This is a genomic window from Anaerobacillus sp. 63XJN7_5_ISO-PGPR-S23-430 (assembly GCF_056173695.1).
This window is the reverse complement of the sequence record NZ_CM149686.1, coordinates 2119447-2135482: the sequence shown is the minus strand read 5'-3', so window position 1 is coordinate 2135482 and position 16036 is coordinate 2119447. Positions and strand designations below refer to the sequence as shown.

Here is a 16036-nt window from a genome sequence, read left to right as displayed (position 1 = left end):
CCCGATCCTTTTCTTAATCATAATGTTTTCCATTAAAAATTAAAAGTTTAATTATTCATTCCGTTCAAATTGTTGGAAAATATTACCTTCCAAAACTGGATATATTTCTTTCTCAGCTAGTTGATTAATAATGATTTTATTTCGATTTACAGCAAGTCCGAGATTCGTTGAGCCCACGCCATGAGTATGCTGCATGCCACTATGAACATAAATGTGAGAAGAAGCTTCACATGTTAAGTTAAGGCGATAATCTTTTGAGACATGGTATCGCCCGTTCTCATCCCAATCAATAATCTCTTCTAAATCTTGAAGGCACTTAGGAATCAACGGGCGATAACCTGTACCAGCAATAATAACTTCACTATCCAAAAGGAAATTTTCTCCTTTTTGCCATTGTCGACACTCTACTTCATACCCTGTTCCATCTTCTTTTTCTCTAACTCCATTGATTTCAGTTAATGGCATTAGCATCACATCCATATCTTTACCTCCCACGGACTGTTCATATAGAAGGTTATAAATATCGGTAATGGTATGAGGACTAATGCCTTTATACAATAACTGCTGTCCTTTAAAGATATCATCTTTTTGCTCCTGAGGTAGATCATAGAAATAATCAACATATTCAGGAGAAAAGTGCTCTAAACTTAATCTCGTTTCTTCCATTGGGAAAAATCCTTGAGACCTTGTTACCCAATTAAGGGAATACCCGTACTCTTGTCTTTCTTTTAACAACTCACGGAAAATCTCTGCAGAGCTTTGCCCGGACCCAATAACCGTGATTTTCTTAGCCTGTTTACACCGCTCTGTGTGATCTAGAAATGTGGAAGAATGAAAAACGTCTTCTTCAGGTAAATCCTGCAACGCCTTAGGTAATGACGGAATAGTCCCTACTCCAAGGATAATATTTTTAGCTACATATGTTTCTGTTTCACCAGTGGTAAGCTTTTCAACCGTAATTTCATAACGCTCGACTGGTTTACCTATTGGAACTACAGCTAATACTTTAGAGCCGAATTGACAGCTTTCCAATTGATTGGCTGCCCACTGACAATAATGATTGTACTCATTACGTGGCATTTCAAGACGCTGTAGAAAATAAAAATGATACAAACGATTATGATGTTTTAAATAATTTAAATAACTATACGGATTAGTTGGATCAGCCATTGTGACAAGATCCGCCATAAAAGGTACTTGGAGCCGCGTCCCTTCAATCAACATTCCCGGATGCCAATTAAATTGTTCTTTCTGCTCAAAGAAAAGTGTATCCATTTCTTTAATTGGATCCATCAAAGCAGCTAACCCTAAATTAAATGGTCCAATCCCAACACCAATTAAATCGTATACTTTCTGTTTCATCCAATCCTATCCTTTCTCTTCTTGCATCTATTATCTCCTTTTATTATACCAGAAATGCTATTATCTGTTTTTTCTAAAAAGCGAGAGATTAATGAGCAATTTGAACATACCATTCAAAACTAAAAAAACAGCCTAATTAGGCTGTTTTTTAGAAGAATGTTGAGAACGACGATATTGATACTGCTTCCATTGAAAGCGAACAAAGCAACCGATACAAAAACCAAGAATAGCAATTAGTGAAGCAAGTGCCACCATAGTGGCAGACGTGATCGCTAACCAGTTCACGTTAAGGTAATAGGCGATTAATGAAACAGACAACAACGTCACAGCTATTTTTTGATTGAATTGCTGTTGATCTTTATCTTCAGGAATATATTGATTAACAGGCTTCTTTAAGAAAAGTTTACCCGCCTTCATAACTGGATTAAAGTTCATAAGTAGCCCCATTATTCCAAAAATGAGAGGAATAATAAGAAATAACCAGTGATTAAAAAAGACAAATGACGTAGCAAATATAAAAATAAACGATTGATTTAGTCTCACTAGAGGTCTAGGTATAGATGAAGGCAATTTAATACCAACCTTTCTTATAGGAATATATTTATATTAAAGGATACTGCTTTTTAAGACTTTTGTATAGTCTAATGCTCATAAGAAAAAACCACCGACAAGTGGTTTTTAAAGTTAGCATCAAATATCAATGCCCCATATTTACGTTCAAGACTCTTTTAGTATGGTTTGTCTTGATAAAAATAGTTAGGAGTTACAATTTTATTTTTATATGGTTTGTGAAAAATATGCGTTGTAGCAGGTGATACAGGTGGAATGAGCCAAGTCCAATTACCCGTTACTTCTCGTTCTGCTTTCGCTTCATTTTGTTCAAATTTGTGAAATTGTTTTGCAGCAGTATGATGATCAACGATACTAATGCCATTCTTTTGATAGGAATACAAAACAGCACGATTTAACTCAACTAAAGCGCGATCTTTCCAAAGCGTCGCATTCGAAAGAGTATCGAGATTTAAGATTTTAGCGACTTCTGGTAGAAGGTTATATCGATTCTTATCTGCAAGGTTCCTAGCACCGATTTCTGTGCCCATATACCAGCCATTAAATGGGGCTGCATTGTAATGGATCCCTCCGATTTCTAATCGCATATCTGATATGATAGGCACACCATACCACTTAACATTTAAAGGAGAAAAATCATATTCCGGATGCTTAATTTGTACCTGGATAACTTCATTAGCAGGGATCTCGACGACGTTTGGACTTCCAGCATCTATACAAAAAACAAGCGGTAAAACGTCGTGTTGCGTCCCTTCACCTCTCCAACCCAGTTCCATTACTTTCTTAGTAAATGATATTGAATCAGGATCACCAATGATGCCATTCTCGGTTTCATAGCCTGCGTAACGTATGAGTTGGTGATTCCAAATTTGCACTTTACCAGGTGCGAAAATGGTGATGGAAGGTTTAATTTTACCTCCATTAGACGCCATTCGAATATGATTTATTAATGCTTCAGATACTTCTTCTACAGTACAAGCCGATCGAGCATCTAAAACAGTCATCGTATTCCAGAAAAGGCGACCGATACACTTATTGCTATTTCTCCAAGCCATTTTTGCACCTTGAACTAACTCTTCATATGTATGAGTATAGGATCCTGTATCGGTAATTTCTCTTTTTATTTCAGTTTTTCGTTTTATTAATTCGGCTGGATCTTTGTTTAATTCATAATAAGCTTGATCGACAAAGTCATAAGCACTATCTAATAATTGTTCTTTTTCCATTGTCTCAACCTCCAATAGCCTGAGACGGTTGTAACACCTGATCTTAAGCTGAATATCGTTCTATTAATCCTATGAAAAGACGTCATTTTGCACAGAAATATTATATCACACCCCTTCTATATAGGACGAATGGTACATATCAAACGATCGGTTTTAAGAAGCGATGTTTCTTTATATTGTTAATACCTCATTGTTTTGTTCATCCAAGTGAAGCCGTTCATTATGATAGCTTTTAGGAAAGAACACGTACTTGTTTACAGAAAGGGAAATATCATGTAGGATGTACGAATCAATTCATACTAAATACATCGGAATGAGGTGCATTATATATGGCTATGGAACAGCCGATTCATCGTTCAAAAACAAATTTACAATTACCGTTTTTAAAAGCGCCACAAAAACCTGTGTTAACAGGTGGCTTTATCGTTATTGGTTTACTAGCACTAATTCTGTGGCTGGATCAAGGCATTCAACAATTTGTGCTATTTGGTTTAGGCCTATTACTTGGGTACTGCCTCTTACATGCAAGATTTGGATTCACTTCCGCCTTTAGACAACTTCTTAGTGTAGGCAACGGGACAGCTATTCAATCACATATGCTTATGTTAGCTGTGGCTAGTACGTTGTTTGCGCCAATACTCGCAAATGGTTTTGGTTTATTTGATACAAATCCAACAGGATATGTTTTTCCAGTGGGAACTAGTGTTGTAGTAGGATCTTTTCTATTTGGTATAGGCATGCAACTCGGTGGAGGATGTGCTTCTGGGACACTCTATACAGTTGGATGGGGAAAGTCTGAAATGCTGCTAACGTTATTTGGTTTCATTGTTGGATCTGTCATTGGTGCCTGGCACTTTGATTTCTGGGTAAATCAGATGCCATCCTTTGAGGCAATCTCGTTAGCAGAAGACACAGGCTTAGGATATTTTGGTGCTTGGATTGCCCAACTATTCTTATTTGCTATCATATTCATTGTAATAAGAGGTATTGCAAAGAAACGAAAGCCCCCTAAGATGAAACCTTTGCCGACATCAACTGGATGGAAACGGATCTTCCGCGGCTCATGGCCGATTTGGACAGCTGCCATTGCGCTCGGTATCCTAAATGCATTAACACTTATCTCGCGTGGAAATCCTTGGGGTATTACGTCAGCTTTTGCTCTATGGGGATCTAAGATTGCGCTGTTTCTTGGCATAGATGTTACGCAATGGGGTTATTGGTCTGGAGGAAAAGCTGCTGCTCTTGAACAATCAATCCTTACAGATTCAACTAGCGTTATGAACTTCGGTGTCATTTTAGGTGCTTTTGTTGCAGCAGGTGCTGGGGGCGCATTCGTTATGAGAAGAGTTCCATTGAAGTTAGCTGCTGCTTCTATTATAGGCGGTTTATTAATGGGCTACGGTGCTCGTCTCGCCTACGGCTGTAACATAGGGGCATACTTTGGCGGGATTGCATCCTTTAGCCTTCACGGCTGGGTATGGATGATTGTAGCTCTCGCAGGTTCATATGTTGCGCTTTATTTAAGACCACTATTCGGTTTGAAAAATCCTAAAAAAGATGATCAATTTTGCTAACGTAACTGGGCACTGGATAATATCCAGTGCCCTTCATAATGGTGAAAAATCATTGCGTATAATAAAAAGACCAGATCATTAATGATCTGGTCTAAACGATATGGAATACTAGATTTCCTCAAAATACTCTTTATAAAATCCGCCAACTTTTCCACTATTATCAACTACAAATAAAAACTCTTCTGTTTCATTCTTAACTTCATATGTTTTACCTTCTGTTAATACGCGATTGACCATATACTTCTTTGCATCTGTATGTACACACTTCACATTTTTAATAGTAGGTGCTTCTTTCCATGAATGATGAATCATCTTGTTTCACTTCCTTTCAACTTTCTTTTTATTTTACATGACAGAACCAATAAGTTAAAGGAAGATCATCTATTCCTTTTCAAACAAGTTAATCGTGGAATCACCAACTGTCTTGATGTAAAAAGAACCTGAATCGGTGAGATTCAGGTTCTTCGTTAAATTACCCTTCTAGAAGTAGCTGTTCTGGATCTTCAAGAAGTTCTTTAATTTTAGCAAGGAAGCTAACCGCTTCTCCTCCATCAACAATACGGTGATCGTATGAGAGGGCGATGTACATCATCGGACGGTTTTCCATTCTTTCCTGATCAATTGCCATAGGACGCCATTGAATTTTGTGCATTCCTAGAATACCAACTTGAGGAGCGTTCAAAATCGGTGTCGAAAGCATTGATCCGAAAATCCCACCATTAGTAATAGTGAATGAACCACCCTGAAGTTCATCAAGCTTTAATTTATTATCACGAGCTTTTTTTGCAAGGTTACCAATTTCCTGTTCGATTCCAGCAAAAGATAGCTTATCTGCATCACGAACGACAGGAACGACAAGTCCTTCTTCTGCTCCAACTGCAATACCGATATCATAAAACTTCTTCAAGACAATATCAGTATCTTGAATTTCTGCATTTAGACGTGGATATTTCTTCAGTGCGCCAACAACCGCTTTCGTGAAAAATGACATAAATCCGAGCTTTACATCATTATCTTCTAGAAACTTGTCTTTGCGACGCTTACGAAGTTCCATAATTGCTGTCATGTCAACTTCATTAAACGTTGTTAACATAGCAGCCGTGTGCTGTACTTCCACAAGACGCTTAGCAATCGTTTGACGACGACGTGACATCTTCACACGCTCTACTGGCTTGCCTTCATTTGCATCAGGAGATTTCTTTTCTTGTTTCGGAGTCTCCTGTTTCTTTTCTTGCTTAGGTGCTTCTTTCTGGTTCGCTTTATCTGCATGTGCCTTCACATCGTCTGGACGAACACGACCTAATGGATCGCGTGTTTCAACATTGTTTAAATCAACACCTAGTTCACGGGCAAGCTTACGCGCAGAAGGTGAAGCAACAGTGCGACCATTCTCGGATTTTTCTTCACTTGATTCAGTTGCATGTGCTTTAGATTCTTGCTCTGACTTCGCATCCTCAGGTGTTTCTTTTTCTTCCTGTTTTGATTCCGCATTTTCAGTGGATTTCTCTTCTTTTGTTTCAGAAGAACTATTTTCTCCACTTCCGCTGCCAAGATAAGCAATAATTTCGCCTACTTCAACATTATCTCCTGGATCTTTAAGAAGTTCTTCAATCACGCCATCATTTTCTGCGCTCACTTCAATGTTTACTTTATCTGTTTCAAGCTCAACAAGGTTGTCACCTTTTTCAACTTTGTCGCCTACTTTGATTAACCATTGAGAAATGGTACCTTCTGTAATGGATTCTGCTAGTTCTGGTACTTTAACTTCAATCACGACGATTACCTCCTTGATGGGAAACAGTTTTGGATGGTTCTAATACTTCTTGAATAATTCTTTCCTGGTCTTTCTTATGCACGTTAGGCTCTCCACCTGCAGGACTTGAACGATCAGGACGTCCTACATAGGTAACGGAAACTCCATCAGGTGCTGAATCGTGAATTCGAGATGCGATATAATTCCATGCTCCCATATTCTTTGGTTCTTCTTGTAACCAAATGATTTCTTTCACATTTGAATACCGTTCAAAAATCTTCTTCACTTCATCCTCAGGGAATGGATATAATTGCTCCACTCTTAAAACATGTAGCCAGTCATACTTTTCATCAGATGACTCAATTTCAGCTGCAAGATCAACAGCTACTTTCCCAGTACATAAAACAATACGTTCGACTTTCGTTTTCTTCTCACCAAGACCCGCTTGTTCAACAACGCTTAGGAACTGACCTTGACTAAATTCGAAACCAGGTGATGATGTACGTTGATTACGAAGTAGGCTCTTAGGAGTCATAATAACGAGCGGACGAACTTCTTGTTTCTCTAGTATCGCAGCTTGTCTTCGCAATATGTGGAAGTATTGTGCCGCACTAGTAAGGTTCGCAACTGTCCAGTTGTTTTCTGCAGCTAAAGTAAGGAAGCGTTCAACTCTACCACTTGAATGCTCAGGACCTTGACCTTCATAACCATGAGGAAGTAGAAGAACCATTCCTGATTTTTGTCCCCACTTAGCTCTTCCAGCAGAAACAAATTGGTCAAATATAACTTGAGCAGCATTAGCAAAGTCACCATATTGTGCTTCCCAAATAACGAGTGTTTCTGGAGCAAAAACATTATATCCATATTCGAATCCAACAACTGACGCTTCAGATAGTGGACTATTATGAATCGCAAAGGAAGACTCTGCCTGCGGTATTTCGTGTAGCGGACAGAACGTCTCTCCAGTTTCTTTATCATGAAGAACGAGATGACGTTGCGCGAATGTACCACGCTGTGAGTCCTGACCTGTAATACGAATTGGAGTTCCATCACCTAGAATAGAAGCAAATGCTAGCGTTTCACCAAGGGCCCAATCCACTTTTCCGCCCTCTTCCAACATATCAAGTCTTCTTTTTAAAATCCGCTCAAGCTTTGGATATACATTAAAGCCATCAGGACGAATTAGAAGCTTCTCATTAATATCTTTCAATGTTTCAAGTTGAACAGATGTATCAATAGTTGGTATTCCTTTAACAATTTCTTTAGGCGGCTGCAGTTCTTTTACATCTGTATCAGCTTCGCCACCCTTAGCCACCTTATCGTATTGCTCTTGTAGCTGTGCAAGAATTTCCTCATCATATTTCTCGCCATCACCACTTTCGATGACTTTCTGCTCAGTAAGATACTTCGCATAGCTCGCTCGAACAGTAGGGTGGTTTTTAATCTTTTCATATAAATGCGGCTGCGTTACAGCCGGATCATCCATTTCATTATGGCCAAATCGACGATAGCCGATGAGGTCAATTAGAAAGTCTTTATTAAACTTCATGCGGTATTCGTATGCTAGGTGCATAGCAGCGAGACACGCCTCTGGATCATCCGCATTAACGTGAACAATTGGAATTTCGTAGCCTTTAGCAAGATCACTTGCGTACTTTGTAGAGCGAGAATCCGTGCTTTCAGTCGTAAATCCAAGCTGATTGTTAGCTATGATATGAATCGTTCCACCAGTATGATAGCCTTTCAGCTGACTTAAGTTAAGCGTCTCAGCAACCACTCCCTCACCTGGGAAGGCCGCATCGCCATGAATTAAGATAGCAAACGATTTACGGAAGTCCTGCTTTGGCTCACCTTTTTCTTCACGTGTTTCTTGAGCAGCTCGAGCATAACCTTCTACAACAGGATCGACGAATTCAAGATGACTCGGGTTGTTTGCTAGTGTTACCGTTGCTTTAGCAGTATCAGACTCTTCAAATTTCCGGTCTGCCCCCATGTGATATTTAACGTCACCAGTCCAACCGTAGTTAATTCCCATTGAACCTTCTGAAGGAACGAGTTCCTTATTTGGTGCATGGTGAAATTCAGAGAATATTTTCTCGTAAGGCTTGTTTAATACGTGTGTTAGAACGTTCAAACGACCTCGGTGCGCCATACCAATCATAACGTTCTTTGCACCATCACTTGTCCCGCACTTAATAACATCGTCAAGCATCGGCACCATGGCATCAACGCCTTCGATTGAAAAGCGCTTTTGACCAACAAATGTTTTATGAAGGAATTTCTCGAATCCTTCTACTTCCGTTAATCTGCGTAGAAGCTCCTTACGATCATCATTCGTAAGTGTACGACTTACAGAGTCGTTTTCTACCATTTCATCTAGCCATTTACGCTCATCATCTGAATGAACATGAGTGAACTCATAAGACATAGATTTTGTATAAAGATCTTGCAATTTTTGAATCGCTTGCAATCCATTGTTTACTTCATCAGGAGCATTTTCCCAAATCACTTGTGCAGGAATCGCTTTCAGGTCTTCATCAGAGAGACCGTATTTCTGTGGTGTCATGAAATCCTGATCAGATTTTTCATTAGAAAGCGGGTTGATCGCCGCAGCTAAATGACCGTATGTACGAATATTGTCGGCTAATTTAACAGCAGAAATAACCTTTTTGAGATTAGCTGGCTGACCTGAAGTTTCAACTACTTCTTGTGAAGAAGGTGGGGGTCCCCACTGGTCAAATTTTTGACGCATGTCTGGATCAACAGATTCAGGATCCTCTTGATATTTTTCATATAATTCAATGGCATAGCCAAGGTTTGGTCCATAAAATTCTTGCCATGGGTGTTCCACTCTGGACTGTTTGGTATTCAAAGCATGCTACCTCCCTGCTGGGTTTAAACTCGATTAGTGCAATGGTCTAATTGCACACCACTTTAAGCATGGTTTCTTACTTGTTCTTTACACTCATTTCGCGATTTGAAACCTTCAATTTAAAAAAACGCTTACATTGATATTTTAGCATAATTTTAGACTGCTCACAAAACTTTCAAGCAAATTCTCGAAAAAAATTTCAACGAACAATGATAAAAGCTAAAAAATTTTTCGAATATTAACACAGTGCAATACTAAATTACCACAAAGTGTTACCATAGTGAATAGCTAATATCGATTTTCTACCAATGAATATTTACAGCGGTTTATTTCTTTAGTGTCATACGAGCGAAATGCGGTCCATTTTATTTCATTCATCCTATAGGATTCGTTAAAAATTAGTTGTATGTGGAAAAGCGAAGTACTACTTACCTAAACGAATATCAGCTATAACTAAACAAAGCCGACCTTTATAGGTCGGCTTTGTTTATGTTGAATTAAGGTGTTAAGATTAGTTTTCCTTTCGTTTGACGCCCTTGAAGCATACGATGAACGTCAGCTGCTTCTTCTAAATTAAATACACCACCAATTGTTAATTTCAATTCTCCACTTTGCATATAATGTAGCAATTCTTCGAGACTCTTTTGGTAAAGGACTGGTTTGCGCATCATTTGTGGCAGGAAAAAACCAACCACTGATTGATTTTTCTCCATTAGAGAGGATGGATAGAAGCGGCTTTGTTCTCCGCTCGCCACGCCATAAATAACGAGTCGTCCAAATGGAGCAAGACACTTCAACGATTTTCTAAAAACGTCTCCGCCTGCCATTTCCAGAATAACGTCCACTCCATTACCATCTGTTGCATCTAAAACTTCTTGCTCCCATCCTTCTTTCGTATAATCCACAGTGAGATCTGCACCCATATCAGCAGCAAGGTTTCTTTTTTCTTCACTACTCGCTGTTCCAATAACCGTTTTAGCTCCCCATAGTCTTGCGAGTTGAACGGCTATCGTTCCAACGCCACCTGCAGCCGCATGAATTAAGACAGTTTCCCCATTTTCAAATCGTCCCATTGTTTTGAGTGTATGGTAAGCACTCAAGCCCTGTAGCGGTAACGCAACAGCATATTGAGGTTCAACACCTTCAGGAATGGCAATCAACCCTCTTTCATCAGCTAGCGTAAATTCTGCATAACCCGTCGCATTTTTCGTGCCTAGTAACGTCACAACAGATGATCCTGGTTTTACGGAAGTCACCTTCTCTCCAACAGCTTTCACTATACCTGCTACTTCGGAGCCTGGAACGTAAGGAAGCGGAGTTTCAACAACATATTGCCCTTCTCTTCTCGCTGTATCAGCGTAATTTACTCCAATAGCTTGAATTTCAATTAATACTTCATGACCTTTTGGTTCCGGAACATCCATGTCAATGAGTTGTAAAACTTCGGGTCCACCAAATTCCTTCAGTTGGATCGCTTTCATTATAATTCCTCCCTTTAAACTAACCAGTCAGTATGTAACACTTTCACTATAATACAAGATATTCAAATATTCAATCTTTTTTAATTGATCCCACTTCCCCCGCAATAAAAAGTGCGCCCTCGGCGCACTGTTATAAATGTAGGAGACCTTCAATTACGGTTTGAACAAGTAAATCGACATCCTTTTCTTTGATTGTTAGAGGAGGAGCCATCGTTAAAACATTGTTATAACCTGCTACCGTGTCACCATTCTTCCCTATAATTACACCTTGCGATTTGCAATAGGCGATTACTTTATTTAGCTCACTGACCTCTAACGGCTTCTTAGTGCTCTTGTCTTCGACGAGCTCGATGCCAACCAATAATCCTTTCCCTCGAACATCACCAACATTCGGGTGAGTGGCTAACCGCTCTGTTAACTGCTTCTTTAGCTTATCACCTAATGTATGTGACCGATCAAAAAGCTGCTCCTGCTCCATTATTTCTAAATTCTTTAGGGCAAGTGCACATGAAGCTGGGTTGCCGCCGAATGTATTGATATGTCTGAAATGATCATAAGAATCTTTCCCCTTAAATGCTTCGTAGACCTCTTCTTTAACAGCTGTTGCAGATAATGGGAGATAACCACTTGTTAAACCTTTTGCCATTGTCACTATATCTGGCTTTACGTCATAATTCATAAAGCCGAATGCTTTTCCTGTTCTTCCGAAGCCACAAATCACTTCATCACAAATTAACAGAGCGCCGTGCTTTTCACATATTTCTTTCACGGATTTCATGTACTCTTGTTGAGGCATAATAATACCTCCACCTGTGATGATCGGTTCCATAATCATAGCGGCGACTGTTTGGCTAAGCTCCCATGTCATAATGTCATCAACGGCTTTGACCGAAGGTAGTTGTCCTTGATGATCTTGATTCTCTCTATACGTATCTGGTGGCTGTACATGTAAAAAACCCTGACCAAGTGGTTCATATTTGTATTTCCGTTGCGCCTGACCTGTTGCAGCTAATGAACCCATTGTATTACCATGATACGCTCTATAGCGGGAAACAATTTTATGTCTACTTCCTTCTCCCTTTTGCTCATGATATTGCCTCGCAATTTTGAAAGCTGTTTCGTTTGCTTCAGACCCGCTATTAGAGAAAAAGATAACGTACCCTCCACCAAGCATCTCATTTAGCTTTTCTGCTAACTTAATAGCCGGGGCGTGTGTATGCGTTAACGGATAATAAGATAACTCTTTAAGCTGATCAAAAGCTGCCTGAGCCAGTTCCTCTCGACCGTACCCAACATTGACACACCAGAGTCCAGCCATAGCATCGAGAAATTGATTTCCTTCGTAATCAGTTAACCAGGCGCCATTTGCTTTCTCAATCACCATAGTAGACTTTGGATCATATGGACGCATCGCATGCCAGACGTATTTCTCATCTTTTCCTGCAAGATTCTCGTGAGCAGTATGCATACTCTTCACTCCCCTCTAGTAGTCAAAGCGAGTTGTAATCATTTTTCTTTTTGTATAGAAATTCACACCATCTTTTCCATTTGCATGAAGATCTCCATAGAAAGAATCCTTCCATCCTGAAAAAGGGAAAAAAGCCATAGGTGCTGGAACACCAACATTTACGCCAAGCATGCCAGCATCGGCTTCTTCACGGAATTTCCTAATCGCCCCTGCATCCTTCGTATAAATTGTTGCGCCGTTACCATACCGAGATTTGCGGAGAATACCAAGCGCTCCATCAATCCCATCAGCATGTAATAAACTAAGAACAGGTGCAAAAATCTCTTCTTTTGCAATCGTCATCTCTGGTGTCACTTCATCAAAGATAGTAGGTCCAATAAAATTCCCCTGCTCATGCTCTTTCATGTCACTGCGTCCATCACGAATTAACGCTGCTCCTTCTTCTAAACCTTTATCGATGTATCCAAGAACTTTTTCACGATGTGATGCTCGAATGACTGGCGTTAGCAACACCTCTTCATCTAATCCATTCCCCATCTTCAATTCATTTGCTTTGTCTTTTAAAGCAGAAATAAACGCTTCACCGTCTCCAACAATAACCACGGCACTACAAGCCATACAACGCTGACCTGCACTACCAAATGTCGAACTAATGACTTGTTGAACAGCCTTTTCGATATCTGCATCAGGCATCACAATATGATGATTTTTGGCACCAGATAGCGCCTGCACTCTTTTACCTCGTGATGCCGCTTGTTCATAGACATATTTAGCAACGGGCTGAGAGCCTACGAATGAGACTGCTTTTACTTCTTCATGTTCTATCAATCCATTTACAACGTCATGAGCACCGTGCACAATATTAAATACACCTTTTGGTAAACCAGCTTCTGTTAACAGTTCCGCCATACGGTTAGCAAGAATGGGCGTACGTTCAGAAGGCTTCAAAACAAACGTATTCCCACAGGCAATGGCAAGAGGAAACATCCAATGAGGTACCATCATTGGAAAGTTAAATGGAGTAATTCCCCCAACAACACCCACAGGATAGCGGAACATCTCTGAATCTATACTTTCAGCGATCGTAGACAGATTGTCTCCCATCATTAAAGAAGGTGCTCCAGTCGCAAACTCCACACATTCAATACCACGAAGCACTTCTCCATATGCTTCTTTATAACTCTTTCCATTTTCTTTAACAACGAGCTCAGCTAGTTCCTCGTGGTTTTTCACTAGAAGGGAATGATACTTAAACAATACTCGTGCCCTTTTTGGAACAGGAACTTTGCTCCATGTTTCAAATGCAGTGGTCGCAGCATGAACAGCAAGATCAACGTCTTCTTTTGACGATAGTGGCACATATGCGAGGTTCTCTTCTGTTGCAGGATTTGGGACGTCAAGCGTATCTTTACTTTTGGCGTTTACCCATTCCCCATTAACAAAGTTTTTTAATACGGCCGTTTCCTTCTTTACAACTGTCATTACATGCCCTCCTTTGATTCGTTCATATCTTTATTGTAGGGGATGTAATGGCACTCATACATTAGACAAAACGTAACATGGATGAGGAGCCTATTGTACACGTTGCACATTTTATCCATTTTGTTTCAAATAATCGTATGCATGTAACGAGAATTCAATAGCTTGCCGCTTAGGAGAGCACATAAAATCACTCCCAAGTAACTCTTCTAATTTTTCTAACCGATGATAAAGGGTCTGTCGTACAACGTAAAGCTGTTCAGCCGTTTCCTTTTTTGATCCATTGCAACACATGTAGACTTTCAACGTATTTAGTAAGTTGCTGTTATTCTTCGAATCATATTGCATAACGGGGTCTAAATAATCAAACATAAATTCATTAAGTTCTCTCCCCTTAGCTAGTTGGAAGATCATACGGTAAATATGGAAGTCATTGTAGTAGGTCACTATAGATGATTGTGAGAATAGTTTCTCCTTCATGACAAGTGTCTCAAGAGATGAATCATAGCTTTTATGCATGTCTTTTAAGAGGTGGACATGTTTACCTACTCCTATTTTCTCCACTTCTGGTACAGACTCTTTTTGTAAGATGTCGCTTTGAAGAAAACGTTCAAAGGCCTCTCGTAAACGGTGATCAACATCTGCTTCAGATCGACGATTTAGAATGATGATTATCAGTTTATTCCTTGATGTTAACGATAATACAAAGAAACCTTCCTGTTCAAAAACAGACCGCATGAGAAGCATAAAGTATGTCATCTGAGAAGAAGTGTAGGTATCATGATGTTTTTTGAATTTACACGTGCATACATGAAGACCTCGTGGAATAAGTGTTTCATCCACATCTACAAGATAGGATAAAACTCTTTCTTCAGAATGCTTTCCTTCAATCCAATCGTATAACCATTCAGTTTCAAGAGCTCGCTTCTTCTCTTCAATATATAATTCTCGTAAAAGATATTGAGCGATTGCCGTAGCACTTCGATCAAGTAGTAGCATATCGTAATCAGAAATCGAAGCATGTTGCGCAGGGACAAGTATGAGATTCGCAAAGTGATAATCCATTGCACGAACATGTTGGAGCACGAGGCCTTTACCCTCTGGTTGGATCGTAAGAAAATGCAAAAACGTATCCTTTTTTTCTTCCGTTGCTTCAGGTGCAAAAATAGGCTCAGCTTCTTTAGGGTTATAAATCACCTGCATACCTGTTTTTATGGAAAGTAGCGTTAAAATCTTTGTTAAACATCCTGGTACAAGAAGAAGGTTATTGAGTTCCTGTGAAAACTGCTCCAGATCTGAAATCATTTGATAGTGATGGGCAATTAAGAGGGAGTGAAGGTCCTGTGTGATATCAACGAATCGAACTTCTCTTGTAAATGCAATAATGGGGAAATGATACTGATCGGCAAGTTCGATTATTTCTGAAGGGATATGATCCATGTATGTACCTATTTCAATGCAAAGACCAGCAGCTTTACTTTGTATCAATTGCTGCACAATAGAGCGAAAAACACTTATGTTATCTTTCCAAACAAATCCTGTGGATAAAATCAATTCTTCACCGTGTAATAGCTGCTTTACACTGGTTACTTCCATAACGTGAACCCACTTAATTCTTCGATCTAATCCGTTTTTTCCAGCTAAGACAGTAGCATGATGAAAATGTTCTCTCTCTAACACTTCATGGACCGTTAAACTAGTCATTCGCAGCATCCTACCACTTCCTCTTCTGAAGATTATATGGTTAATCTAATCATGAAGTTTTGCTATTCAGGGGTTTTACGGCACATAATCTTTCAACCATCATTTATGATAGCGCTTACATCTCGTGAGGATAACTTTACTACATCGTGAAAATCATTTCTAGGCATTCTCTAAATAATGACATTATTAGTCATAATTACTTAAATTTTTTACATTACATTACGGTATATGAAATTTTGCGTATGGTATCATTTGCATCAGTACACGAAAAGTAAAAAAACACCGGGCAACTACTGCCCAGTGTCTACTTCCCATTCGTATTCGTCTAATAACTCCATTAAATAATAATATTGTTTCTTACTCCGGAAGTCCGTCTCTTTCCAATTTGATCGAATCCAGAGCGTTAACTCAGCTGCTGAATTGAAAATCTCTCCGCTCGTATCCGCCTTTCTTATCATATAACGACCATTTTCTTCATCAATCGTTACTTCGCATGGATAAGCGCTATCCTTCGAATATAAAGTGTACTCCATGAGCTTCCTCCTCT

Annotated in this window: 12 protein-coding genes; 1 reads left to right on the top strand and 11 read right to left on the bottom strand. The window is 39.4% G+C overall.

Annotated features, from left to right (window positions below):
- Positions 1–51: 51 nt before the first annotated feature.
- The 3 genes from AC0VYJ_RS11405 to AC0VYJ_RS11395 form a co-directional block, all read right to left on the bottom strand.
- On the bottom strand, positions 52–1362 hold the full coding sequence (locus AC0VYJ_RS11405) for a lysine N(6)-hydroxylase/L-ornithine N(5)-oxygenase family protein (protein WP_475367419.1): 1311 nt from the start codon (positions 1360–1362) through the stop codon (positions 52–54).
- 132 nt (positions 1363–1494) lie between these two features.
- Complete coding sequence (locus AC0VYJ_RS11400; RefSeq protein ID WP_475367418.1) at positions 1495–1932, bottom strand: DUF4395 domain-containing protein; 438 nt, start codon at positions 1930–1932, stop codon at positions 1495–1497.
- Positions 1933–2090: 158 nt separating this feature from the next.
- Complete coding sequence (locus AC0VYJ_RS11395) at positions 2091–3158, bottom strand: nitric oxide synthase oxygenase (protein ID WP_475367417.1); 1068 nt, start codon at positions 3156–3158, stop codon at positions 2091–2093.
- A 335-nt stretch (positions 3159–3493) separates the two neighbouring features.
- Here AC0VYJ_RS11395 and AC0VYJ_RS11390 point away from each other — a divergent pair, with 335 nt between their 5' ends.
- Positions 3494–4732: a YeeE/YedE family protein gene (locus AC0VYJ_RS11390; protein WP_475367483.1), complete on the top strand. Its 1239-nt coding sequence runs from the start codon at positions 3494–3496 to the stop codon at positions 4730–4732.
- Positions 4733–4840: 108 nt separating this feature from the next.
- Here the strand turns inward: AC0VYJ_RS11390 and AC0VYJ_RS11385 are convergent, their stop codons facing one another.
- The 8 genes from AC0VYJ_RS11385 to AC0VYJ_RS11350 form a co-directional block, all read right to left on the bottom strand.
- Positions 4841–5044, bottom strand: coding sequence for a DUF6501 family protein (locus AC0VYJ_RS11385; RefSeq protein WP_194221665.1), 204 nt, complete (start codon positions 5042–5044; stop codon positions 4841–4843).
- Positions 5045–5204: 160 nt separating this feature from the next.
- Positions 5205–6506: a 2-oxoglutarate dehydrogenase complex dihydrolipoyllysine-residue succinyltransferase gene (gene odhB, locus AC0VYJ_RS11380; protein WP_475367416.1), complete on the bottom strand. Its 1302-nt coding sequence runs from the start codon at positions 6504–6506 to the stop codon at positions 5205–5207.
- Positions 6499–9357 carry a 2-oxoglutarate dehydrogenase E1 component gene (locus AC0VYJ_RS11375; protein ID WP_475367415.1) on the bottom strand — a complete coding sequence of 953 codons (2859 nt, stop codon included), beginning with the start codon at positions 9355–9357 and terminating at the stop codon, positions 6499–6501. The genes odhB and AC0VYJ_RS11375 overlap by 8 nt, the downstream gene beginning before the upstream one ends.
- A 497-nt stretch (positions 9358–9854) precedes the next feature.
- On the bottom strand, positions 9855–10838 hold the full coding sequence (locus AC0VYJ_RS11370) for a quinone oxidoreductase family protein (protein ID WP_194221662.1): 984 nt from the start codon (positions 10836–10838) through the stop codon (positions 9855–9857).
- 130 nt (positions 10839–10968) lie between these two features.
- On the bottom strand, positions 10969–12306 hold the full coding sequence (locus tag AC0VYJ_RS11365) for an aminotransferase (RefSeq protein ID WP_475367414.1): 1338 nt from the start codon (positions 12304–12306) through the stop codon (positions 10969–10971).
- Positions 12307–12321: 15 nt separating this feature from the next.
- Positions 12322–13788 carry a CoA-acylating methylmalonate-semialdehyde dehydrogenase gene (locus AC0VYJ_RS11360; protein ID WP_283152100.1) on the bottom strand — a complete coding sequence of 489 codons (1467 nt, stop codon included), beginning with the start codon at positions 13786–13788 and terminating at the stop codon, positions 12322–12324.
- Positions 13789–13899: 111 nt separating this feature from the next.
- Complete coding sequence (locus AC0VYJ_RS11355) at positions 13900–15489, bottom strand: PucR family transcriptional regulator (RefSeq protein ID WP_475367413.1); 1590 nt, start codon at positions 15487–15489, stop codon at positions 13900–13902.
- Between the two features lie 290 nt (positions 15490–15779).
- Positions 15780–16022 (bottom strand): hypothetical protein, encoded by a 243-nt coding sequence (locus AC0VYJ_RS11350; RefSeq protein ID WP_194221659.1) that lies wholly within the window; start codon positions 16020–16022, stop codon positions 15780–15782.
- Positions 16023–16036: the final 14 nt, after the last annotated feature.

Coding starts and splice junctions, on each gene's coding strand:
- AC0VYJ_RS11405 (WP_475367419.1), bottom strand. CDS start 1,362: ATGAAACAGAAAGTATACGATTTAATTGGTGTTGGGATTGGACCATTT.
- AC0VYJ_RS11395 (WP_475367417.1), bottom strand. CDS start 3,158: ATGGAAAAAGAACAATTATTAGATAGTGCTTATGACTTTGTCGATCAA.
- AC0VYJ_RS11390 (WP_475367483.1), top strand. CDS start 3,494: ATGGAACAGCCGATTCATCGTTCAAAAACAAATTTACAATTACCGTTT.
- AC0VYJ_RS11385 (WP_194221665.1), bottom strand. CDS start 5,044: ATGATTCATCATTCATGGAAAGAAGCACCTACTATTAAAAATGTGAAG.
- AC0VYJ_RS11370 (WP_194221662.1), bottom strand. CDS start 10,838: ATGAAAGCGATCCAACTGAAGGAATTTGGTGGACCCGAAGTTTTACAA.
- AC0VYJ_RS11365 (WP_475367414.1), bottom strand. CDS start 12,306: ATGCATACTGCTCACGAGAATCTTGCAGGAAAAGATGAGAAATACGTC.
- AC0VYJ_RS11360 (WP_283152100.1), bottom strand. CDS start 13,788: ATGACAGTTGTAAAGAAGGAAACGGCCGTATTAAAAAACTTTGTTAAT.
- AC0VYJ_RS11355 (WP_475367413.1), bottom strand. CDS start 15,489: ATGACTAGTTTAACGGTCCATGAAGTGTTAGAGAGAGAACATTTTCAT.
- AC0VYJ_RS11350 (WP_194221659.1), bottom strand. CDS start 16,022: ATGGAGTACACTTTATATTCGAAGGATAGCGCTTATCCATGCGAAGTA.